The sequence below is a fragment of the Pseudoalteromonas umbrosa genome (genome assembly GCF_030125375.1).
GTDB lineage: Bacteria > Pseudomonadota > Gammaproteobacteria > Enterobacterales > Alteromonadaceae > Pseudoalteromonas > Pseudoalteromonas umbrosa.
On sequence record NZ_JASJUU010000003.1, the window covers coordinates 125,901 to 149,178 of the forward strand.

Sequence of the window (23,278 nt, forward strand, 5' to 3'; positions counted from 1 at the left end):
GCGCCTTAAGCGTTTCTCAATTCATCAAGTAAATGCATCACATCTACACTGGCTTGTTCCATTTTATTGAGTTGCTGCACAGCACCTTGTTTGTCGCCATTATTGAATTTTTTAATCGCCTCAACGCCTGATCTGTGTACTTCTTTATGGGGGCTTTCTAAGCGTCTGTAGGCTGAGTTATCTGAGTATTGTTTGGAACCATCTCCAGAGAACCATTTTCCTAAACGGCATGAAGTGTGATCTGCAAAGTCCGATACTGATTTATTGCTGCTGCCCATAATGACGGCATACACTTCACTTTTCCAAACTACATGGTCAAGCTTCACGGTTTGAATAAAAGTTTGCTTGGTCGCATTTGAAATGGTTGTTTTCATAGAACTGCAGCTAGTGACGATATGACCGTACTCATCATTCAAGTGTTCTATGCTGTTCGACAGAGTTTTGTTCGACTCTTGAATGACGGAGACATCTTTTACCGTTAATTGTGTAGTGTCTATGATTTTAGTAACTAGATCAGATACTTCATTGGCGGATGCACTGGTGTTGTTTGCAAGCGCACGTACTTCATCAGCAACAACGCTAAAGCCTCTACCTGCTTCGCCTGCACGAGCAGCCTCAATAGCAGCATTGAGAGCAAGCAGGTTTGTTTGATCTGAAATCTTGGATATTGTCGCTACAAAAGTATGAATGTTGTCGGCCATATGAGACAGTCCAGAAATATTATCCGTCATACTAGACATATTATCGGATAACTGTCCCATTCCTGTCAGTATGTTAGAAAGTGACTTTTCAGATGTTTCAAATGATTGGTTGACTTGTGAAATAGCATTACTATCTTGCTCTATATTTTGAAAACTCTGCAAAACCGTTTCACGTATGCCTTCTATCTGATTCATACCAGACAAGGCACATTGTAAGAGTTGGTTGTCTGTATTGTCATTTAACTGTTGTTGAGCTTCAATCAGTTCGGATTGTAATCGAGCATTTTCTTCACTCAGACGTTCATTTTCTTGGCGTTGTTGCGCCAATTCTGTTTTTACTTGTGATAGTTGTGATTTCAGATCTGAGCTGGAAAATAAGTTGTTGAACACGATTCAATCCCCTTTGTAATGTGAGCGCACTGAGTATTTAGAAATTTGTAGCTTGGCTTTATTCTTTTAATGCGTATCTGCTGAGCCATGCATTGGCTAGCATCTACTATAAATAACTTTATAGCTGCTACTTTTTCAATGATAAATCAAAGGGTTTTATTTTGGAAAAGTTTTATTGCAAAAGCGCTATATTCACTCAAGCCTTAACTTACTCGCGGTTTTGACCGCACGGATTTAAGGTTTTTGTTGCTATACATAGATGCATCTGCCAAGTGCAGTAGTTTATCGGGCGGAACATCGGTGTCAGTGGCAGTAAATCCAATACTGATACCAACGCCATATTCAAAAACTTCTTCGAGGAGTTTTTTGCGAAGCTGTTCGTCATTTTCAGTGTCAAATGTACCAAACGCGACAAATTCGTCTCCACCAATTCTGAAGCAATTATCTTCACCGAACAGATCACTTAAAGATTTGGCCACTTTCTTTAAGATAAGATCTCCACAACTGTGCCCAAATTTATCATTAGCACACTTAAAGTCATCGAGGTCGAAATAAAATAGCGTTTGATATTGCTCACAAAGGGTTTCAAAGTGGGTGAAGCATGCTCGTCGATTGCCAATCTGTGTTAACTCATCATGGGTTGCGTCAAACTTGAGTTTTTCTTCCAAGCGCTTTCTTTGATGGATTTCTTTATTGAGCTGGGAGATAGCTTCTTGCTGTCTAACTATCATGGTATAGAGGGAGTAGCAGATAAGTAAAAAGCCAAATTGTTTTAAAGAGGTATCAAGTGCGATGACGGGTAAAATATCTACAGCGATGAAATCATCCAGTAAATCAAGTAAAAGTCCTACACAGTATATAGACCAAGCAAATATCAAGATGTTGTTTTTGAGGTGAGGCGCGGAGTAAACAATCATGGCAAACGCGATAGCGAACCAGAAGAGCTCTTCGGTTGAGTCCAGTAGATCGCCTGGCTGTTCCATCATCCAAAGGTAGAATGTGACAACAAACACCCCGATGAAGCCGTAAAGCAGCTTTTGAATCATATATGCACTCCTAACGCTCCCCTTTAACTTATAGCAGTTTTATTGTTGTTCTGCTTGTTTGAAAACTAATTTACCGTATTGATTCATATATTTGAATTGTTTAGTTGTAAATTATTCAATAAATAATTCTTGCCGTTATAAGTTATATTCTTGATTTAGTGAAAGAGAGCATGTCGATACTTCTTATATTATTCGAATATGTTAATCGATAACACCATAAACGTGTAGCAATTTTACATGTCGTTAAAGGAATAGTTGAAATATCGACGTGCCTTTTGTCAAAACAGTTTATTCTATCTTGTTAATTCAATGGCTTGAGCAATCATAAATAGATGAGAAACGAATACAACAGACGTGAGAACAAACCTCATTTGCTTATAGTCTCTGTGAGCTTCTTGCCATTTTGGCATGCTTTTTTCAAACCACAGCACTAACCAGTAACTTGCACTCAAATAAACTAGTTGTGCGGTTAGGGATACTAAAGCCAATACTGGAAATGGAATAACAACTAAAACAGCCAATATTGCGTGAACTTTTGGTTGCTCACCAGCACGCCACAATGTACCAGCCATAAATGCCAAGATCCCCATACTGTAAAAACTAAATATGCTTACTAGCGTCTCTGAGCTACCCAACATCAAAGTTGATGCAATGCAAAGTAAAAATGGGATAAAGCCAAAGTAGCCTAATTGGATGTGGTTGAAATATGGATGCATAAAAACTCTTAGTTAGTTTGGATTTTAAAGTTAATCGCACAGTGCGTTAACTGCTAATACTCATTGTTACGAGTAGATTATACCTAAGGTTTACAATGCTATTGAGTTTATTTAATCAAAATAATCGATAGCAATGATAGTTTTAATCAATTTTATTTAAAAGCTCTGAATCTATATCTTTGTAGTCAAGCAAGGCGAGCACACTCGCAAACACTAAATACAACTGACAAAGAGGATAGCCATGAGCACTTCATTGATTAACACTAAGCTTTTACCTTTCAACGCGACAGCATACCACAAGGGTGATTTTGTATCAGTTTCTGAGCAAGATTTATTAGGTAAATGGAGTATCGTTTTCTTTTACCCAGCAGATTTCACTTTTGTATGCCCAACTGAATTAGGTGATTTAGCAGATCACTACGCACAACTTCAGGACATGGGTGTTGAAGTTTACTCAGTATCAACAGATACACACTTCACACACAAAGCTTGGCATGATGCTTCAGACACAATCAAAAAGATTGAATTCCCAATGATTGGTGACCCAACAGGCAAAATTACTCGCAACTTCGGCGTAATGATTGAAGAAGAAGGTCTAGCACTGCGCGGTACTTTTGTGATTAACCCTGAAGGTGAAATTAAAGTAGTTGAAACGCATGACCTAGGTATAGGTCGCAGCGCGAATGAGCTACTGCGTAAGGTACAAGCTGCACAGTACATCGCAACGCATGATGGTGAAGTATGTCCAGCATCTTGGCAGCCAGGTGAAGAGACGCTAGCACCATCACTAGACTTAGTTGGTAAAATCTAACTTACCTCGGATTTACCTACCTACATTTGTGGGTAGGTAAGCATTTTCGACCGCCAGTTAATAATCAAGCAAGCATGAGCATTGCGTTTCAATGAGGAATTACATAAATGTTAGACGCGCAAATTAAAGGTCAATTAAAAGAGCACTTTGAAAATATTAAATCGCCAATAGAGCTAAGAGTGGCGTTAGATAACAGCAAAAAGTCCAATGAGTTGAACTCGCTGGCTCAGGACCTAGCTTCATTGAGTAACGAAATATCGGTGGTTGAAAACTATGATATGAATGCGAGACGACCATCTTTAGTTGTCAGCTCTACTGATGCGAATACCCAAATCAGCTTTGCAGGCGTCCCAATGGGCCATGAGTTTACCAGCCTAGTGTTAGCTTTATTACACAGTGGTGGACATGAAACCAAGTTAGACGCGGATGAATTGGAAACCATATGCGGTATCGACACGCCTTTAAACTTTGAAGTTTATGTTTCGCTTAGCTGCCAAACTTGTCCGCAAGTTGTCCAAGCATTGAATGTGTTAGCTGCAAGCAACCCTTTGATCACAACAACGATGATCGATGGCGCTTTATTTCAAGAGGAAGTCGAGCAGCGCAATATTATGGCCGTGCCAAGCGTATACCTTAATGGTGAACTATTTAGCCAAGGGGCCGTTGGCTTATCAGATATATTGAAAAAAATTGATAGCAACTCAGCACAAAAGTCGGTTGAAAAAATTAATAAAAAAGCCCCTTTTGATGTACTCGTTATTGGCGGAGGTCCAGCGGGAGCATCCGCGGCGGTATATTCTGCGCGGAAGGGGCTAAATACAGGCGTTGTCGCAGAGCGCTTTGGTGGTCAAGTTGCGGACACCATGAGTATTGAAAACTTTATTTCTGTTCAAGAGACAGAAGGCCCGAAATTAGTCTCGCAGCTAGAGCAGCATGTTAAGCAGTATGATGTTGATGTCATGGACGGTAATAGAGTTGCTAAAATCGCTCGCAATGAATTTTTAGACATCGAATTAGAAAATGGCGCGACATTACAAGCCAAATCAATTGTTATCTCGACGGGAGCAAGATGGCGAAATGTGAATGTGCCTGGCGAGCAAGAATACAAAGGCCGTGGCGTTGCTTATTGTCCTCACTGTGATGGACCACTGTTTAAAGGTAAGGCAGTAGCAGTAATTGGTGGCGGTAACTCAGGAATTGAGGCGGCCATTGACTTAGCTAACATCGTTGAGCATGTCACTGTGCTTGAGTTTGCAAATGAGTTAAAAGCGGATCAAGTGCTTATTGATAAAGCCAACAGTTTGCCAAATATCACGATTCACACCAATGCGCAAACAACCGAAATTAACGGTGATTCAAATAAGGTGACTGGCTTGAACTATCGTGACCGAAACACAGACGAAGCGCATAGTTTGAATATAGCAGGTGTGTTTGTACAAATTGGATTAGTGCCTAATTCGGAATGGCTAAAAGGCAGTGAAGTAAATTTAACGCAATTCGGTGAAATAGAAATAGATAATAAAGGGTCAACTAATATGCCGGGCGTATTTGCTGCAGGCGATGTGACGACTGCCCCTTACAAGCAAATTGTTATTGCTTTGGGCAGTGGTGCGACAGCAAGTTTAGGTGCTTTTGAGTATTTAATTCGTGAAGAAGGTACAGCGACTGCTGCATAGTTTCCCTTTATAGCTGACAAGCTCAGCTGACTTTATTCATTGCAATATACCCATGCAATGTTTCTCCAGCCACGCTTTTGCGTGGCTTTTTTTATACAAAGTTGATTAAATGAGTAATATTTTGCCATTTTAAAATGTTTATTTAATGATATAAGTTTCTATTTATTGTTCGAAACTTTATCAAGTTAACTATTAAAACTAGTTTTAAAGTATTGGTTTTAATGGTTTTCATTTGGTTTTGGTTGACCTTGTTGTTTAATGATGGAAAAATTATTATGTTATAATTATTTGGAATTACTTTTCTATATGGAACTATTTAATAAGAATCTTGATTTATTAAAAAGGTGTTTACCAAGTGATTTCATTAAAACTATTGAGTCGGTTAAACAGGATGATACAGCTCAATTTGAATTTGAATTTTATGGTGCACATGCAAAGCGAAGTTGCCATCAGCAAGTAGAGTTATTTCTTCGACACCCAACTCATTTAAGTCTGAGTTTTTCATCAAGCACAGCGACAGAATTTTCGCACCAAAAATGCATTAATAATTTAAATAGTATTGCAGATGAAATGGGCCGCAATAGTAATTCAAAACCGCAACGAGGTACATTAGTTGTATTGGGTTTAGGCTCCGGTCATCACGTAACTAAATTGATGTCAAAGATTCGTTATACTGACATAGTTATAGTTGAATCAGATCCAATACAATACGCTCTTGCTTCTCAATACATTTGCTTCTCCAGCTTACAAAATGAGTGTGATAATCGAGGCGGGTCTTTAAATTTTATCCAAGTGAACAGTTATACGCAATTTTTGCATGACATGAGAGGTCTTATCGACGTTTTGGGAGCATATTTACTGTCAGATATGAGCGTATTCCGACATTATAACTCGCCTCTTATGGATAGCGTCTTTGGTAACTTTAAACAATGGCGAAATAGTTTCGCCAGTATGTGGGGTTACTTGGAAGATGAGTTAATCGGTTGGAAACACACTCAGGAAAACCGTTTAACTGCGTCGGTTCAGGGGCATAAAAATGTTTTTTCTCATTTTTCAAATTATCCTATCTATATAGTTGGCAATGGACCGTCACTTGATAACGATATAGCTAAATTATCAACGATTACTGAATCAGCCGTGATAGTTTCTTGTGGTACATCAATGGGTGCATTACTCAAAGCAGATATTTCGCCTGACTTTCATATAGAAATGGAGAGATCTGTAGCGAATTATTATTTAAAGGAAGGTGAGCTCAATGACCCCAGAAATAAGGATATTGTGTTAATTGCACTCAGCACAGTATATCCCAAACTTATGTCACAATTTGACCGTAAAATTGTATTTGCTAAAGCAAATGATTTGGGAACTGAGTTTGCAAAAGCTGCTAAACAAACTGTTGAGCCACTGCTCCATTGTAACCCAACAGTCACAAATATGGCTGTCTCCGCTTTCATCCGTATGGGGTTTAAAAACTTGGTATTACTAGGTTGTGATTATGGCTATGTTGATAGCAAGAATCATCATAGTAAATTGTCAGGATACTATGAGCCCGACAGTCAACTTTCTCAAGCGAAGTTTGCTGATGAAATGAGTGTAAAAGGAAACTTTCGCGACTTTGTTCATACATCTCGTATCTTTAATGAGGCGAGGGGAGCCCAAGAAAAGCTGCTCGGACTGAATCCTCAAGTGACGGTTTTAAATGCAAGTGATGGTGCTTTCATTCGCGGGACAAAACCTGTAATGCTCACTGAAATTGAGCCCTGTAATAAAGCTAAATCACATTTAATGTCAGCAGTTTTTGATTATACAAATCAACACACTTTGTCATCGATAGACTCTGGGCAAAACTTTGCACATGCAGGCGAAAAATTACAGGAATTAAAAAGTCGTGTGCTCGATGCTCCAAATATAGTGGCGATTATAAAGTGTATAAGTCAGTTTGTACTTTCTTTAAAAACAGATTCTGACTCTGCCATATGTAAAATATTGCTTTCAGGCAGCTTAAAGTATGTCGTTGCAACAATAGCAAGCCACTTAAATCATTTACCATTGCAAAAATGGAACAGCTATGAGGCGCGAGCGCGCAATGAGCTAAATAGTTTACTAGATGATTTAATATATAAATTAACAATCCAATAGCAATGTATATTAAGGGAATTATATGAAGTTTAATCTAAAAGCAGCTTTACCAATTGTGCTAGTGGCTGCACACTCGGGTCAAGCTATCTCCAAAACAATTGATTATTATACTGGTGATGATAAACCAGCTAATATTAGCTCTGGTTTTGAAAGCCAACAAATAATGGAACAGTTCGGTGCTGGAGATTCATTCGGTGCTGGAGATTCATTTGGTGCTGGAGATTCATTCGGTGCTGGAGATTCATTCGGTGCTGGAGATTCATTCGGTGCTGGGGACTCATTCGGTGCTGGGGACTCATTCGGTTCTGGAGACCGTCCTGCTGACTTTGAAGCTTTCCCAACTGGTGAGCTTAACTCTGATACTTATGGTTATATCCATCATGGTGTTCTTTATCTTGAGCAAGATACAAATAATGATGGAAACTTCCATGAGTATATGCGGGTATGTATTAAGTCTAATGATCGTGTAGTAGCTGGTGCTCATTCTCAGTTTGATTTTATGGCTCTACAAAATCGCTACATGCTCCAGGGAGCTTATAAACCAACTAGCATCTATGGTTCAGACTATGGGTACTTAGAGCTGGAATTATCTTTTGACTTTCATCAAATGACAGAGTCAATGGTGCTATTTAAATATCCAGGTGGCAAGTATGAGTTCGATGGCTATTCGTTAATTAATGGTGAACATGCAGGTGCTTTACGTGGATATTATAAAGGTGCCGACATGTATATAGCTGAAGGGTGTGAATATACATTAGGATCAAGGTTCTAACAATGGAAATAATGCACTCAGAGCCCTTTGGGCTTTGAGTGCTTAGGCTGATTTTCAAAAGTGCCGTCAATTATAACCGATAGAATAAAGGCAGTTTACCAAGAGAAATATGGTGTATTATTTTAATAAAATAATGTTGTTTCTATGCATGTAGAGAGTCAATAAGCCATCAAGATAAAGACATATTAAGGGAATATAATGAAGTTTAATATGAAAACGGTCTTACCAATTGTTATGGCAGTTGCCCATTCTGGCAAAGCTGTTTCTCAACCTCTAGATTATTTGACAGATGAAAATCAATCGGTTCATGTGAGTGAAGGGGTTGAAAGCAACGAACTTAACACTCAGTTTGCCGCAGGTGATTCCTTTGGTGTAGGTGATTCGTTAGAACCGAGTGACACTAACGCCGCTAGACCTGATGGTTTTGAGCCATTTCCTACGAATGGTTTAGACCCAATTGACGGTAATCGTATGCACCGTGGTGTCCTGTACGTTGAAAGTATCCCTATTGGGCAAGGTATTGAGGTGTACACAGAACACTATAATGTTTGTGTTAAAGCTGGAAAGCGTTTGGTTGTGGTGTCTAACTCAAAATATGACAATATACACAAAAATATAAACTTTATGGGGAAGGGGACCTACAAGACAAGTTATTTGGGACAAAATGATTTCGGTCGCTTGCGCATAACATTACAGCACTATTACGAAAACAAAAAAGAGCACCTTTTGTTAGATAGAATTGAAACATCTTCTTATGAGTTCTACGGTCATGCTAAGCGTGGCAAAGATAACTCTCACTATATTAGAGCTTACTTTAAAGGCATTGAAGCCTATATAGCAGAAGGGTGTGAAGATCACTTAGGTAAATACTAAGTGCGAAAGGGGATTGCTTAGTCCCCTTTTTATTTGTTTGTAATTTTTAGAAGTTTCATTTATACGCTTAAAAAATCTTATTCTAAGAATTATTTACAATGAAAATAGTATTAATGGCATAGATGATGGGTATGTAAAGCTGGTGCTGTCATTTAATTTTTATTAAATGACATGATCGGCGACACTTTGTGAGTACCCAAGTGACAAGTGTGTAGGTACTATGCACATATATTATAATGTAGCTGATGCGTATATCGTTATAACATGTGTATATACATTTGGTTCGAATATTTGTCACTTAAATAAGTGCTCCGAGTTTTATTGACTTCGAGTACGAGGTGAATTGTCTTGAATTTATTTTGCGGATAAAACTGGGTTTAAAGGGGACTTGAGAAAGCCTCTTAGACTATTTGTTTGATGATGAAAAAACATAGATTCAGGATGTTCCTAAAAACCAATAAACCATTCGATGAAAACAAACATTAAGGGATTTTAATGAAGTTTAACATAAAAACGGTCTTACCAATTGTTATGGTAGCAGCCCACTCAGGCAAAGCTGTATCTCAAACCATAGATTATTTTACAGGAGAAAATCAACCTGTTCATATGAGTGAAGGGTTTGAAGGCAATGAGCTTAACAGCCAATTTACTGCAGGTGATTCATTCGGTGCAGGTGATTCATTCGGTGCAGGTGATTCATTCGGTGCAGGTGATTCATTCGGTGCAGGTGATTCATTCGGTGCAGGTGATTCATTCGGTGCAGGTGATTCATTCGGTGCAGGCGATTCATTCGGAGCTGGCGATTCATTAGATCCTAGTGATACGAACGCCGCTAGACCTGATGATTTTGAGCCATTCCCTACAAATGGTTTAGATCCAATTGACGGCAATCGTATGCATCGTGGAGTTCTGTATGTAGAGAGCGTTCCATTTGGACAAGGTGGTGCCTATACAGAGTATTATAATGTTTGTGTAAAAGCTGGAAAGCGTTTAGTTGTAGTGTCTAATTCAAAGTACGATAGTATGTACAAGCATATAAACTTTATGGGTAAAGGAACCTATAAGACGAGTTATTTGGGTCAAAATGACTTCGGTCGATTACGTATAACATTACAGCACTATTTCGAAAATAAAAAAGAACACCTCTTATTGGATAGAATTGAAACATCTTCTTATGAGTTTTATGGCTATGCGAAGCGGGGTAAAGACTATACGCACGCTATTCGGGCTTATTTTAAAGGCATTGAAGCTTATACTGCAGAAGGGTGTGAAGACCATCTAGGTAAATACTAAGTAGAGGAAAGGGGCTCGCTTTGGCCCCTTTCTTTAGGACGCTGTTTTAGCGATAATTTGTAGCAGTGATAAACTCACCAAAAGTTTCACACCACACTACCACAGTCGAAAACTTCTCTATATCAATGCCTGTTGGCACATCAACAATGAAGCCATTAAATGACGTAACTGTAGAAACAAATTGCATCGTGCTTTTGTGCTTTGCAAATTCAGCCTCATCTTCCACAAACGTTGGTGATAGGTATAAGCGATAATCAGGTCCAGGGGCTAGGCGACCTTCAAACCCAATACTTTGTTGTCCTATAAAAACGTTACCCTCTCCGAAATGTAAAAAGTCTGAGCCTTTCAGGTTTTTATTAAACATCGCAGTGTATTTTGCCTGATTGGCCACAGTCGAGAGTGCTGTTTGTGTAGGGGCTGGTGGGGCCATCATGATGGGCAGAGAGTATACTCCCAATGCAAATCCGGAACAAAAAATAAACGTAGTAAACAAAATTTTAAACAAAAATCGCATCTTATATATGCTCTAGTAGAGGAATGTAACTTAACCTTAGCTTGACCAATCTAAGAGTCAAACGGTTACATGTTTTATTTGTGTTAATGGTTTTGTTAGAGAAAAAACATTCAAAAAAACCAAAGTTTATAATAACAAATCATGATTGACATTTAGGAGGTGGGTTATATTGGTAAGTACAAAAAGAAGGTGCTTAATTAATTACATGAAAATACTAAAGTATTCTTTATTTAATGATTGTTTTTTCTTTTTTTATTTTCATTTGTCAAATATCACCGTGCCGATTAGGTTACTTATAGTACAAATAAAAGTATTAGAAATATATTTCTTAATAATAAAAATGGTTTATCTTCTGGTTTGTCCTCGCTTTATTGTAAATAAAAGTAAACAAAATCAATGTTAATTTAGTTAACATTTTATTTTGGTTGTTTGTTGTTTATTTATCAACAAAACAATCAATATCAATACGTTACGTAATTCATGATTTTATCTAAAACAATCATTTTTCTAGTTATTTGGTTTGTTGTTTTTAATTTCAACTAATCCCTTGTGATGTGTTTTTGGATCGGTACAATCGCCGCTGCTCAGTATTACATTAGGTAAATATGTTACTTAATGTAATTTTATAAACAAAAATCATACAAATTAGGAAATAATCAAATGAGCGTGTCTAAATCCTCAAATAAGGTACTCAAGCTCAGTGCTATAACCATGGGTTTGATCAGTGCATCGGCTTTTGCCGAGGTAAACTGTGACAGCCTAACGAGTTGGGAAGCAGGTAAAATTTATGTTGGCGGCAATAAGGTGCAACAAGATAACGTTGCATATAAAGCAAATTGGTGGAACCGTTCTTCACCAAAACTAAAGTCTGGCCAATGGCAAGAGTGGACGAAGCTAGGCGAGTGCAGTAGTGCAGAGCCCATCAACCAAGCGCCTTCAATTAAATTGCTCAAACCAATCGCAGATATCACCGTGGCTGAAAATGAACAAGTCATCATTGATTTCTCAGCTAACGACAGCGATGGTGAAGTGAAGCATGTTGCGGTATATCACAACGATGCATTGGTAAAAGTGCTAAGTCAAGCACCATATAGCTTTTCTTGGCAAGCGAAACAGGGTAAGCATGAGTTCCATGGTGTTGCGTTAGATGACGATGGTGCTACTGCAAAATCAGTCAGTCGCAAAGTAAGTGTTGAGGCGTTGCCCCCTAAAGATCAAAATACAGCACCGATCGCACGCTTAGCAGCACAATTGCCAAGTGAACTAGAAGTGGGTAGTCAGATTGTATTTACTTTGATAGCAAATGATAAAGAGTCGGATGGTTTGACTCAATCACTCTCTGTGAATGGCGTCGAAGTAGTGAACACATCTCAAAATGAGTTTGAATATGCATGGACAGCCACTGCAAAAGGTCCGCAGACATTCGTCTTAGTCGCGAAAGATGAACACGGCCTAGAATCAGAAAAAATAAGCCGAACCTTTACGGTGAAAGCGAAAGATGATGGTCAGAGTTCACATGATGATTGCCGCCCTGCTGGTTTATACCAAACGCCCGGTGTAACGCCGTCTTACTGTGATATTTATGACAGTGAAGGGCGTGAAAAAATGGGGGCAGATCACCCAAGACGTGTGATTGGTTACTTCACAAGTTGGCGTCATGGCAAAAACGATCAGCCTAGTTACCTTGTTAAAGACATTCCATGGGACAAGATCACACATATCAATTACGCGTTTGCACACGTCAATGATAAAAATGAAATAAGCATTGGTAACCCCAATGCAGACGGTAATGCGGCCACTAATATGACTTGGCCGGGTATTGCTGGTGCTGAAATGGACCCTAGCCTGCCGTACAAAGGGCATTTCAACCTCCTGAATAAATATAAAAAGCAATATCCACATGTAAAAACCATGATCTCAGTCGGTGGTTGGGCTGAAACTGGCGGTTATTTCGACGAAACTGGAAAGCGAGTGAATAATGGTGGTTTCTATACGATGACCACTAATGCAGATGGCAGTGTTAACCATGCAGGTATTGCTCAATTTGTGAAAAGCTCGGTTGAGTTCTTAAGAACCTATGGTTTTGATGGCTTAGACGTTGATTACGAATACCCATCATCAATGAAAGACTCCGGTCATCCAGAAGATTTTCCTGTAAGTAACGCAAGACGTGCAGGGTTAAATAAATCTTATCAAGTGCTGATGAAAGAATTACGTGAAGCGCTTGATAAAGCGGGTGAGCAAGACGACAAACACTATATGTTGACCATTGCGTCTCCGTCATCAGGCTATTTATTGCGCGGTATGGAAACCTTCCAAACTGCCCAGTACTTAGATTTTGTGAATATCATGTCGTACGACTTGCACGGTGCGTGGAACGATCATGTTGGTCACAATGCGCCGCTCTATGATACGGGTAAAGATACAGAGCTTAAGGTGTGGAATGTCTACGGCACTAAAGAGTTCGGTGGCATTGGTTATTTGAATACCGACTGGGCGGTGAACTATTTCCGCGGTGCATTACCTGCAGGTCGTATAAACATTGGTATTCCATACTACACTCGTGGTTTCAAAGATGTACGCGGTGGTGAAAATGGCTTGTGGGGCCGTGCTCCTTTGCCAAACCAAAGCGATTGTCCAAAAGGCACAGGTATTGGTGAAAAGAACAAATGTGGTAACGGCGCAATTGGTATTGATAACCTGTGGCATGACATTGAAAACGGTCAAGAAGTGGCTGCCGGTTCTAACCCACTTTGGCATGCGAAAAACCTTGAGCATGGGATCAACCCAAGTTACTTAGAAGTTTATGGCTTAACTCCTGAAACCGATGCAGATGATGTTTTGCGCGGTGACTATGTACGTCATTACGATGACGTTGCAGTTGCACCATGGCTGTATAACGCCGAGAAAAAAGTATTCCTATCGATGGAAGACACAGAGTCTATGAAAACCAAATTAGACTATGTCGTTGATAAGGGTCTGGGCGGAGTCATGTTCTGGGAGCTTGCTGGTGACTTTGATTATCACGCTGATAAAGGCGAGTACTTTATGGGCTCAACAATGACAGCGCTGGCATACAACACCTTCAATCAAAGTGGTGTGGCCTATGACAATCATGTTGGTGATAGTGCCTTTGCGGTACCAAGCGAAGCGGTGAATATTGCATTTGAAGCGAAAGACTTCCCGGTGGGTGACCAAAACTACCCAATTCGTCCAACCTTTGCCTTTACTAATAACTCTGAGATTGACCTGACGGGTGCAACGATTACGTTCAACGTACCAACCTCTACCTCAGCTATTTTCAAGTCAAATTGGAATGCGCGCAAAAAATTGGGTATGCGTGTAGAGCATGATGCGTCAAATTCTACTGGTAATAACATCGGCGGTTTTGAAAATGAATTCCACCGTTTTTCAATCACATTTAAAAATGAGTGGGGTGGTCAGCTTGAGTCTTTTGCCCCGGGCGAGACTGTTAACGCGCAGGTTATGTACTACATGCCTATCACAGGCCCTGTGAACTTTATTGTTGAAAAAGACGGTAAGCAGTATGCATTTGCCTCTGAATATCCAGAGCTGCCAGTTGCTAAAAAACACATTCCAAACCCAGGTGACGGTGATAAAAATCCACCAAATGGGCAGCAGTGTGAAGGCGTAAAAATTGAAAACATCAACACGTACCCAAACTGGCCTCGCACCAACTGGGCAGGTGATCCAAGTCATGCTGTCGGCGGCGACATGATGATTCATAACGGCGCTGTTTACAAAGCCAAGTGGTGGACAAATGGCACACCAAGTAACGGTGGCGCATGGCAGAAAGTGTGTAGCCTGTAACGGCCACTTTTATTCCCAACCGGAGTGATCTGCGGATCACTCTTACAATCAATAAATGAGAAAACTATGAGACAACAAGTAACCTTATGCGCGCTGGGCGTAGCCATAGGTGTGGGCGTCATTGGTAAAGTGAACGCGCATGGCTATATGGACTTTCCCAAAGCGAGGCAAGCAATCTGTCAGGAGCAAGGTGGATTTTGGTGGCCAAAAGATGGCTCAAAAATCCCCAACGCTGCATGTCGTGCAGCATATCTGAAGTCAGAACACGTGCAATTTATTCAAAAGCATGAGTTTGCAGCAAATACAGCAGATTTTCGCAACCAAGCAGCTGTTGAAGCAAATATCCCAGATGGCACATTGTGTGGCGCAGGTGATAGCCAAAAAGCGGGAATGAACATTCCGTCAACGCAATGGCAGGCAACGGAGATAACCCCGAACGCCAATGGCAAAGTGAAAATTCGCTACCGTGCAACGACACCACATAACCCAAGTTTTTGGCAGTTTTATTTAACCAAACCGGGTACTGACTTTAAGCAAAAACCACTTGCTTGGAGTGACTTAGAGCTGGTGCAAGAGCATGGCAATATTGCGTTTTTCATGGCACCAGATGGCAAGCGCTATTACGAGATGGAAGTTGCGATCCCAGAAAAGTTTTCAGGAGATGCAATTTTATACAGCCGCTGGCAGCGTGATGATGTGGTGGGTGAAGGCTTCTATAACTGTAGTGATGTGACCATTGTGCGCGGTACTGAGCCAACACCTACGCCAGATACTTGGTTCCCAATCGATTATTTTGTCAAGCAAGGTCAAGAGGCAAGTGCTGGAGATACTGTGTGGGTCAGAGTATTCAACGGTAATGGTAGTGAACTTATTCAAGAGCGTTTCGATGTCACTTCGGCCAATGAAACACTCTGGCAAAGCCAGTTTGCTTTAAATCTCAGTACGCAATTTGCCGATATTGTGCGTATCGGTGTGAAAGACAGCTCGGGTAATATTGAATTTAATTCTGAGGCGGTTTCGAGCAACCAAGTCTTTTTATCTGATAAATCATATAGCTACAACCTATCGGTGATCTCAAAGCCGAAAAATACAGCGCCAACAGTGCACACGCCAGACCCCATCACCATTGATGAGGAGCAGAGCAAACATTTGCATGTCCATGCATTTGATGACGAGCAGCCAACGCTCAATTTTGACTGGCAGCTACCTAGTGCATTGAGCTTCACAGGTTCTGGTTCAACCATCACTATCACTGCACCAAAAGTGGATGCGGATACACGCTTTGACGGCAAAGTGACTGTGTCAGATGGCAGTTTAAGCAAAACAGTCCCACTGGTTGTGAATGTTAAAAACATCGATACCGATCCGGGCACGCCAGACAAGCCAACAGGCGATACTTGGGAGCCCGGTAAAATCTACACAGCTGGCGATACCGTGGTTTATCAAGGCAAAACTTACCGTGCTAAATGGTGGGTTCGCGGCCAACTACCAACGTCGAGCCATGCATGGGAGTTAATACCAAGTGGTGATGATTCAGATGCAGGCAACACATCATGGCAGTCAAGCAAAGCCTACCGTGGCGGTGAAATCGTGACTTTTAACGGTGCACGCTATCAAGCTCGCTGGTGGACGCGTAATCAGCAACCCGACCAACATTCCGTTTGGAAAAAACTATAAAAATATCATAGAGGTAATTCAAAAATGTTTAAATATTTAACTACTGCTGCAGCTGTCGGTGCTGCGCTTGCAAGTGCCGCTGTTGTGGCTGCGCCATCAACACCAAGCATTAACTGGAAACCACAAAATTACTCGTTTGTTGACGTGAATATTTATGGCCGAGGGTCATACAAGCAACTGATCCAAGCAAAAGACGTGGTGGATATCCAAATTGAATGGAATGCATGGTCAGGTAAAGGCGGCGACAGCTATAAAGTTTATTTTGACAATGAAGTGGTGAATGAAGGCACTTTGGCAGAAGGCACAACCGGTGGCACGATCCGTTTTCCGTACCACAAGTCCGGTCGTCACGAATTAAGAATCGCATTGTGCGATGCATCTGGCTGTTCAATGTCTGCGTCCAAGCCAATTGTGATAGCTGATACAGACGGTGGTCACTTAGAGCCACTTAAACTGAATGTGAATCCAAACAATAAAAAGTTCGATACAGATCCAAACACGGTTGTCGGTGCTTATTTTGTTGAGTGGGGCATTTATGGCCGTAAGTTCGATGTGACACAAATTCCTGCGGATAACTTAACTCACCTACTTTATGGTTTTATTCCAGTATGTGGTCCAAATGACTCGCTGGCAGAGATCGAAAACGGCAATAGTTTGAGAGCGCTTAAGTTAGCCTGTGGTAGTTCAAAAGACTACGAAGTGGTGATCCATGACCCTTGGGCTGCGGTGCAAAAAGCATTACCGGGGATCAGTTCTAAAGATCCAATTCGCGGTACATATGCACAGCTAATGGCATTGAAGCAGCGTAACCCCGATCTGAAAATTCTACCTTCTGTGGGCGGTTGGACACTTTCAGACCCGTTCTTTGACTTTGATGTGAAAGCAAACCGTGACACCTTTGTGAATTCAATGCGTGAATTCCTCAAGACATGGAAATTCTACGACGGTATCGATATTGACTGGGAATTCCCTGGCGGTGACGGTGCAAACCCAGATTTAGGTTCAGACAAAGATGGCGAAGTCTACATCATCCTGATGAAAGAGCTTCGTGAGATGTTGGATGAACTCGAGATTGAGATGGGTCGTGAGTTTGAACTGACTTCAGCAATTGGTACTGGTTACGATAAAATTGAAGACGTTAATTACCAGCAAGCCGCGCAATACATGGATTACATTTTTGCCATGACGTATGACTTTGCAGGTGGTTGGAACAATGTAACAGGTCACCAGACTGCTATTTACTGTGGCTCGCATATGTCTACGGATGAATGTAACGGCACGGGTGTTGACGACAAAGGTGAAGCGCGAAAAGGGCCTGCATATACGCTAGACAATGCCATTAAATTGCTCTTGGCCCAAGGTGTGCCAAGTGAAAAGTTGGTCGTAGGTACAGCAATGTATGGCCGTGGCTGGGAAGGCGTATACCCACAAAATGCACAAATTGCTGATAACCCAATGACTGCGCCAGCAAATGGTAAATTACGCGGTTCGACGTCGCAAGGTGTTTGGGAAGCAGGCGTTATCGACTACAAGGGACTAAAAGCACACATGATTGGTCATGATGAGCAAGGTATTAATGGTTTTGAAGTAGGGTACGATGAGCAAGCTGAAGCAGCATATGTTTGGAATCGCCAAAAAGGCACCTTGGTTACCTATGACAGCCCTCGCTCTGTGCGCGCAAAAGGTCGCTATGTACGTGAGCATAATTTAGCGGGTCTATTTGCGTGGGAAATCGATGCAGACAATGGCGACATCTTAAATGCAATGCACGAAGGCCTTGCAGGTAAAGTAACAAACCCAACGCCAGTGAATAAAGCACCTGTTGTGACACTGACGAGCCAGATTACGTTAAATGCGGGCGATATTCATGTTCTAACGGCTCAAGCTATCGATCCTGAAGGAAAAGCACTTAGTTTCTCTTGGCAAGGTGATGCGGCCTTGAATCTGCAAAGTGAAAATGACAGCGTTATCGTGACTGCACCAAGTGTCACAAGTGATTCTGTATTCACCGTGAACTTGGCTGTCAGTGATGGCGCAAACACGGTTAACCGCACAGTAAAAGTCATTGTTAAAGCACCTGTTGTAGAAAACAAAGCGCCAGTAGTTGGGACAATTTCAGCGATATCCCTCGATGAAAACACTAGTAAGTCTATCAGCGTATCAGCAACGGATCCTGAAGGGAAAGCACTGAGCTTTGTATGGCAATTACCGGGTCACACGATAGTGGGCACAGGTAGCACTGTCACCGTCAAAGCGGGTGAAGTAACACAAACTGAGACACTCACAGGTACCGTTGTGGTATCTGATGGCGAGCACAGCGTAACGCGTCAGTTTAATGTGACGATTAAGAATGTGGAAACGGATCCAGAGCCGACGCCAGATGATGGCAAGACAACTTGGGATGCAAACAAGGTGTACACCGGTGGCAACACAGTTTGGTACAAAGGTGTTCAGTATAAAGCGCGTTGGTGGACCCGAGGTGCGGTGCCAAGTAACGGCGGCGTATGGGCTGAGATCATTCCTGATGATGGCAAAGTGCGCGATTGGCGCAGTGACCTAGTTTACACCGGTGGCGATAAAGTAGTTCACAATGGTGAAACCTACCAAGCTCGCTGGTGGACACGCGGTCAAACTCCGGGCAGCAACTCTGTATGGCGCAAGCTATAACAGGTTAATTAACTGAGCTCGTTCGAACCGAGCTCACTCAGACCGAGTTCATTCTGGTGCATGGATGCACCTTCTTACTATAACAACAAGTACAGAGTAAATATCCATGTTAAAAGCAAAAAAAATAGCGCTACTGGTCGCGGCAAGTGTTGGTGTTTTTTCAACGTTCGCTGCATTTGCCAGCGAGCCTGTGAGCCTGCACAATAATGAACAATTGAAAGCAAACATAAAATCGCAGCTGTCACAGCATCAAAGCTTTTTTAGAGCGACTTCAAATGACGAACAACAAGATTTAGAGTTTATCACTCACCAAACAACACAAGACGGACGCCACATGCGCCGCAGCCAGTATTATAAAGGTGTGCGCGTGTATGGCGGTGAAATTGTCACTCATCATAATGAACAAAACTTTTTAAGTGTCTGGTTTCAACCTGAGGGTGAAATTACTTCAATCAGTGGCTCTGTTGTTCCAAATATCTCGCTTGCTACGGTTAAAGCAAGTATTTCTGATAAACAAGCTATTGAGTTTGCAAAAGAGCAAATTACTGAGCTGCTTGCAACATCAGACGAACACGTTGAGCTAGTCATTTACCCCCACCAGGGGAAGGCAAAACTCGCTTATTTAGTGACCTTATTTGCTGAAACTGAGCATGCACCAATGCGTCCAGAGTTTGCAATTGATGCACATTCCGGTGAAGTGTTGTCGCGCATTGAAACGCTTAATCACTCAAAAATTGGCATGGGTCCGGGCGGTAATGAGAAAATTGGCAAGCATTATTATGGTGATGATATGCCAAAGTTCCACGCAAAGGAGCTGGGAAATGGAAATTGTGAAATGTCTCATACAGATATTCGTGTTATCGATATGGAACATGGCACAACCAATACGCAAACGTATCAGTTCCCATGTCACGAAAATACCCATAAGCACGTAAATGGTGCTTATTCACCCCTTAACGACGCGATGTTTTATGGCCAAGCAACCATTGACATGTTTAATGATTGGTTCGATAGCCGAGCATTATCGGGCGACCTTGTTATGCGAATCCATTATCGTAAAGATTATTTGAACGCGTTTTGGAATGGTAAAGAGGTCACTTTTGGTGATGGTGATTTAGATAACTACGGCGTTTATCCATTTACGTCTTTAGGGGTTGTTGCCCATGAAATCGGTCATGGTGTGACGCATCAAAACTCTAAATTGGTTTATAGCAATATGTCTGGTGGCGTGAATGAATCATTTTCAGATATGACCTCTGAAGCACTTGAGTGCTTTATGAACCAAAAGCCAGATGGCACTTGTGAAGTTGACTGGCTGATTGGCGCGAGTATCTTTAAAAATAGAACGGCGCTTCGTTATATGGAGAATCCAGAGCGAGATGGCCGTTCTATCGGTCACGCCAGCAAATTTGAAATAGGCATGGGTGTTCACCACAGCTCGGGTGTATTCAATCGGGCTTTCTATTTACTTGCAAATAGCGAGGGTTGGGGGGTTAAGAAAGCCTATGAAGTGATGCTTCATGCTAATAAAAACTTCTGGGTTTACAATGGTAAGTTTGAATCGCTTGCCTGCGGCGTGACAGATGCTGCGGCTGACTTGGGCTACGATACTAAGGCCGTGGGAGAAGCGTTTAAAGCGGTAGGTGTTTTTGCTTGTACTGAAAATAAAGCGCCTACTATCTCAATTACCAGCCCAGAAAGTAACGGACGCTACCTCATTGGCAGTAATGTTAAGTTTAAAGCCGATGCTAAAGATGAGTATGGTGCAGTCGAGAAGGTCGAATTCTTTGTCAATGGAGCACTGTATAATACCGATCTTCAAGCGCCGTTCGAGACCCAGTTTAGAGCAGATAAAACAGGTGTATATACGGTAACAGCCAAAGTGACCGATGATGAAGGTCTATCAACAGACGCTACACCCGTGTCATTTAGCCTGATCGATCCAAGCCAATGTCAAACAGCACCTTGGCAAGGTGGCAAAGTGTACACGCAAGGTAACAAAGTCGCATTTGATGGTTTTGAATATGAGGCGAAGTGGTGGAACCGAGACCAAAGCCCAGCCAGCAACTCAGGCTCTTGGGGCGTTTGGAAAAAAGGGCTAGAGTGTGGCGGTGTGGCTGATAAGCCAAACCAAGCGCCAAGTCTTTCAGTTACATCACCATCAAGTAATGTAGCGATTGAATTAGGTGAGTCAGTGTCGGTACGATTTGCTGCCAATGACAGCGATGGTGAGATTGCTAAAGTTGCAGTGAGTGTCAATGGTCAAGCGCTAACTGAGCTAACGCGCACTCCTTATGCATTTAACTATCAGCCACTTGAAGTAGGTACCTATCAATTATCTGCGGTTGCATATGATAATGATGAGGCACAATCCGCGACTGTAAGTCGTACCATTACGGTAACAAATGTTGAGCCAGAGCCAACACCAGAGGCCCCAAGCGTGCGCTTAACAAGCCCTGCGAATGGCAGTACATTTAATGTTGGTGAGCAAGTTGCACTGTCAGTTGTCGCCAGTGATAAAGACAATGATTTAAAGCAAATTGCTTACTTTGTGAATGGCAAGCAAGTGGCAGTATCAAGTGTAGCGCCATACACTGCAAACTTTAAGACTACATCGGCGGGTAGTTACAGTGTATTTGCCATTGCAACGGATGCACAAGGCTTGAGTACACAGTCTTCGACAAATCGCTTTAAAGTGAATGGCAGTAAACCGAGCTGTGATGTGCCAGCATGGCAGGCAAGTAGTGTGTATACCTCTGGTAAGCAAGCCAGCCTTGATGGACAGTTATATCAAGCGAAATGGTGGACGCGTAATCAAAACCCAGCGCAATATTCTAGCCGTTGGGCAGTATGGAAACACCTAGGCGAGTGTAAATAAACTCCTCTTGAAATCGACCAAAGGGCCGGCTTACTGGCCCTTTTTTATCAATTTACAACGCTTTTCTCCACATCATTTCTACTGGACCTTGTCGAAATTGATTAAGCCACCACAGCCCAAAAGATACTTGCGCAGCTAAAATGACAGCACCAAATACACCGATCAAGTAAAACGGCAAAGTATTCATCAGTGCTAAGCCATACCCATAAAACAGCATGACGCAGAGCGTGGTTTGCATTAAGTATATAGTCAGTGACATACGTCCCAATGTATTAAGCCCAAGTGCAACCTTGCGGTGGCATTTATCGATGAATTTGACGAGGCAAGCAAGGTAAGTTAATGCTAAGAATAGGCAGCCTAGGTGGTAACACACACCTTGTATAAGACCAATTAAGTTAAGAGAAAATGGGCTGCCTGTCATGGCTTTGATAACGGCGTACACTAAATTCAGTAAAAGCCCTGTAGTCGCTAAAAAAGCAATTGTCTGCCACGAAATAGTCATGTTGATACGACCCTGTTTCATAAACGTTTTGACAAAGTAAATCCCAAGCAAAAATTGTCCTAGAACTTGAAAAGGCCTTCCCGTAATAAGATAAGACATAGGTCTTGGGATAGCGCTATAAATGTTTGCAACAAACACGTCCATAAATTCGGTTGAGGTGCGCATGCTCAGCAAGCTGGTATGTTCATAACCGAGATTTGATTTTAAGCCTAGCGCAATCCATTTTAGAGCCGACCAAAAGTCAGCGTCTTTGCTGATTATGGCCATAAGGTGAATGAGTAAAGGTATCAACAGGAGCGTGAGGGCGATAAAAAGTAAGCGCGGTGCAGACAAGCGCATAAACCAAGGCAGTGTCATACCTAAAAGGCTATACAAAACAAGAATATCACCATGCCAGATAAAAAACATGTGGATGAGGCCAATGAACAATAAAACACCCATTCTCCTGCGCCAATATGAAGCAAAATCAGCACCTTGCTTTTGCCCGTGTAGTAGCGTAAATCCTGCGCCAAACAATATGGCGAACACGGTATAAAATTTACCCTCAACCAGCCAATCAATGACAAATAACGTGGCTCTGTCAGCAAAAGGAAGCTGGCTTATTTGAGCATAATTTAATGAATAAAATCCAAAAAAACTCATTAAATTAGCAAAGATGATGCCGCATAAGGCAAACCCGCGGATAGTGTCTATGAGCGGTATCCGACCATAACTTGGTATAGGTGTGTGTGGCATGACCATGATAGCGTCCTTTATCAATCGGTAAATGTTATATTATCTCTATAAAAGAAG

The 23,278-nt window shown here is 41.6% G+C and carries 15 protein-coding genes; 10 read left to right on the forward strand and 5 right to left on the reverse strand.

Annotated features, from left to right (window positions below; all coding sequences use genetic code 11):
- Positions 1-5: 5 nt before the first annotated feature.
- The 3 genes from QNM16_RS10670 to QNM16_RS10680 all read right to left on the reverse strand — a co-directional run bounded on the left by QNM16_RS10670 (position 6) and on the right by QNM16_RS10680 (position 2,853).
- On the reverse strand, positions 6-1,091 hold the full coding sequence (locus QNM16_RS10670; RefSeq protein ID WP_284020469.1) for a methyl-accepting chemotaxis protein: 1,086 nt from the start codon (positions 1,089-1,091) through the stop codon (positions 6-8).
- Positions 1,092-1,294: 203 nt separating this feature from the next.
- Complete coding sequence (locus tag QNM16_RS10675) at positions 1,295-2,137, reverse strand: GGDEF domain-containing protein (protein WP_284020470.1); 843 nt, start codon at positions 2,135-2,137, stop codon at positions 1,295-1,297.
- A 293-nt stretch (positions 2,138-2,430) separates the two neighbouring features.
- Entirely contained in the window at positions 2,431-2,853 is a 423-nt protein-coding gene (locus QNM16_RS10680) for a DUF3429 domain-containing protein (protein WP_284020471.1), read from the reverse strand.
- A gap of 241 nt (positions 2,854-3,094) precedes the next feature.
- On the opposite strand from QNM16_RS10680, the gene ahpC reads away from it, so the two are divergent.
- The 6 genes from ahpC (at position 3,095) to QNM16_RS10710 (ending at position 10,417) form a co-directional block, all read left to right on the forward strand.
- On the forward strand, positions 3,095-3,664 hold the full coding sequence (gene ahpC, locus QNM16_RS10685; RefSeq protein WP_284020472.1) for an alkyl hydroperoxide reductase subunit C: 570 nt from the start codon (positions 3,095-3,097) through the stop codon (positions 3,662-3,664).
- A 107-nt stretch (positions 3,665-3,771) separates the two neighbouring features.
- Complete coding sequence (gene ahpF / locus QNM16_RS10690; RefSeq protein WP_284020473.1) at positions 3,772-5,340, forward strand: alkyl hydroperoxide reductase subunit F; 1,569 nt, start codon at positions 3,772-3,774, stop codon at positions 5,338-5,340.
- A gap of 306 nt (positions 5,341-5,646) precedes the next feature.
- Positions 5,647-7,479, forward strand: coding sequence for a motility associated factor glycosyltransferase family protein (locus QNM16_RS10695; protein ID WP_284020474.1), 1,833 nt, complete (start codon positions 5,647-5,649; stop codon positions 7,477-7,479).
- A 22-nt stretch (positions 7,480-7,501) separates the two neighbouring features.
- The gene (locus QNM16_RS10700) at positions 7,502-8,251 is read left to right on the forward strand and encodes a hypothetical protein (protein WP_284020475.1); all 750 of its coding nucleotides are present in this window, start codon (positions 7,502-7,504) and stop codon (positions 8,249-8,251) included.
- Positions 8,252-8,449: 198 nt separating this feature from the next.
- The gene (locus QNM16_RS10705; protein WP_284020476.1) at positions 8,450-9,124 is read left to right on the forward strand and encodes a hypothetical protein; all 675 of its coding nucleotides are present in this window, start codon (positions 8,450-8,452) and stop codon (positions 9,122-9,124) included.
- 495 nt (positions 9,125-9,619) lie between these two features.
- Positions 9,620-10,417 (forward strand): hypothetical protein, encoded by a 798-nt coding sequence (locus tag QNM16_RS10710; protein ID WP_284020477.1) that lies wholly within the window; start codon positions 9,620-9,622, stop codon positions 10,415-10,417.
- 46 nt (positions 10,418-10,463) lie between these two features.
- On the opposite strand, the gene QNM16_RS10715 is transcribed toward QNM16_RS10710, so the two are convergent.
- Positions 10,464-10,874: a DM13 domain-containing protein gene (locus QNM16_RS10715; protein WP_284020478.1), complete on the reverse strand. Its 411-nt coding sequence runs from the start codon at positions 10,872-10,874 to the stop codon at positions 10,464-10,466.
- Positions 10,875-11,591: 717 nt separating this feature from the next.
- Here QNM16_RS10715 and QNM16_RS10720 point away from each other — a divergent pair.
- The 4 genes from QNM16_RS10720 (at position 11,592) to QNM16_RS10735 (ending at position 21,984) form a co-directional block, all read left to right on the forward strand.
- Positions 11,592-14,762 carry a glycosyl hydrolase family 18 protein gene (locus QNM16_RS10720; protein ID WP_284020479.1) on the forward strand — a complete coding sequence of 1,057 codons (3,171 nt, stop codon included), beginning with the start codon at positions 11,592-11,594 and terminating at the stop codon, positions 14,760-14,762.
- A 66-nt stretch (positions 14,763-14,828) separates the two neighbouring features.
- The gene (locus QNM16_RS10725) at positions 14,829-16,439 is read left to right on the forward strand and encodes a lytic polysaccharide monooxygenase (RefSeq protein WP_284020480.1); all 1,611 of its coding nucleotides are present in this window, start codon (positions 14,829-14,831) and stop codon (positions 16,437-16,439) included.
- A gap of 24 nt (positions 16,440-16,463) precedes the next feature.
- Positions 16,464-19,106 (forward strand): glycosyl hydrolase family 18 protein, encoded by a 2,643-nt coding sequence (locus tag QNM16_RS10730; protein WP_284020481.1) that lies wholly within the window; start codon positions 16,464-16,466, stop codon positions 19,104-19,106.
- A gap of 106 nt (positions 19,107-19,212) precedes the next feature.
- Positions 19,213-21,984, forward strand: a complete 2,772-nt coding sequence (locus tag QNM16_RS10735; protein WP_284020482.1) for an Ig-like domain-containing protein — start codon at positions 19,213-19,215, stop codon at positions 21,982-21,984.
- A 52-nt stretch (positions 21,985-22,036) separates the two neighbouring features.
- Here the strand turns inward: QNM16_RS10735 and QNM16_RS10740 are convergent, their stop codons facing one another.
- Positions 22,037-23,227, reverse strand: a complete 1,191-nt coding sequence (locus QNM16_RS10740; protein WP_284020483.1) for a DUF418 domain-containing protein — start codon at positions 23,225-23,227, stop codon at positions 22,037-22,039.
- Between the last annotated feature and the right edge of the window lie 51 nt (positions 23,228-23,278).

Bases quoted from the DNA above. Each gene is read 5' to 3' on its own strand.
- QNM16_RS10730 (WP_284020481.1), top strand. From the start codon at position 16,464: ATGTTTAAATATTTAACTACTGCTGCAGCTGTCGGTGCTGCGCTTGCA.
- QNM16_RS10695 (WP_284020474.1), top strand. From the start codon at position 5,647: ATGGAACTATTTAATAAGAATCTTGATTTATTAAAAAGGTGTTTACCA.
- QNM16_RS10710 (WP_284020477.1), top strand. From the start codon at position 9,620: ATGAAGTTTAACATAAAAACGGTCTTACCAATTGTTATGGTAGCAGCC.
- ahpF (WP_284020473.1), top strand. From the start codon at position 3,772: ATGTTAGACGCGCAAATTAAAGGTCAATTAAAAGAGCACTTTGAAAAT.
- QNM16_RS10735 (WP_284020482.1), top strand. From the start codon at position 19,213: ATGTTAAAAGCAAAAAAAATAGCGCTACTGGTCGCGGCAAGTGTTGGT.
- QNM16_RS10675 (WP_284020470.1), bottom strand. From the start codon at position 2,137: ATGATTCAAAAGCTGCTTTACGGCTTCATCGGGGTGTTTGTTGTCACA.
- QNM16_RS10740 (WP_284020483.1), bottom strand. From the start codon at position 23,227: ATGGTCATGCCACACACACCTATACCAAGTTATGGTCGGATACCGCTC.
- QNM16_RS10700 (WP_284020475.1), top strand. From the start codon at position 7,502: ATGAAGTTTAATCTAAAAGCAGCTTTACCAATTGTGCTAGTGGCTGCA.
- QNM16_RS10680 (WP_284020471.1), bottom strand. From the start codon at position 2,853: ATGCATCCATATTTCAACCACATCCAATTAGGCTACTTTGGCTTTATC.
- QNM16_RS10725 (WP_284020480.1), top strand. From the start codon at position 14,829: ATGAGACAACAAGTAACCTTATGCGCGCTGGGCGTAGCCATAGGTGTG.
- QNM16_RS10720 (WP_284020479.1), top strand. From the start codon at position 11,592: ATGAGCGTGTCTAAATCCTCAAATAAGGTACTCAAGCTCAGTGCTATA.
- QNM16_RS10705 (WP_284020476.1), top strand. From the start codon at position 8,450: ATGAAGTTTAATATGAAAACGGTCTTACCAATTGTTATGGCAGTTGCC.
- ahpC (WP_284020472.1), top strand. From the start codon at position 3,095: ATGAGCACTTCATTGATTAACACTAAGCTTTTACCTTTCAACGCGACA.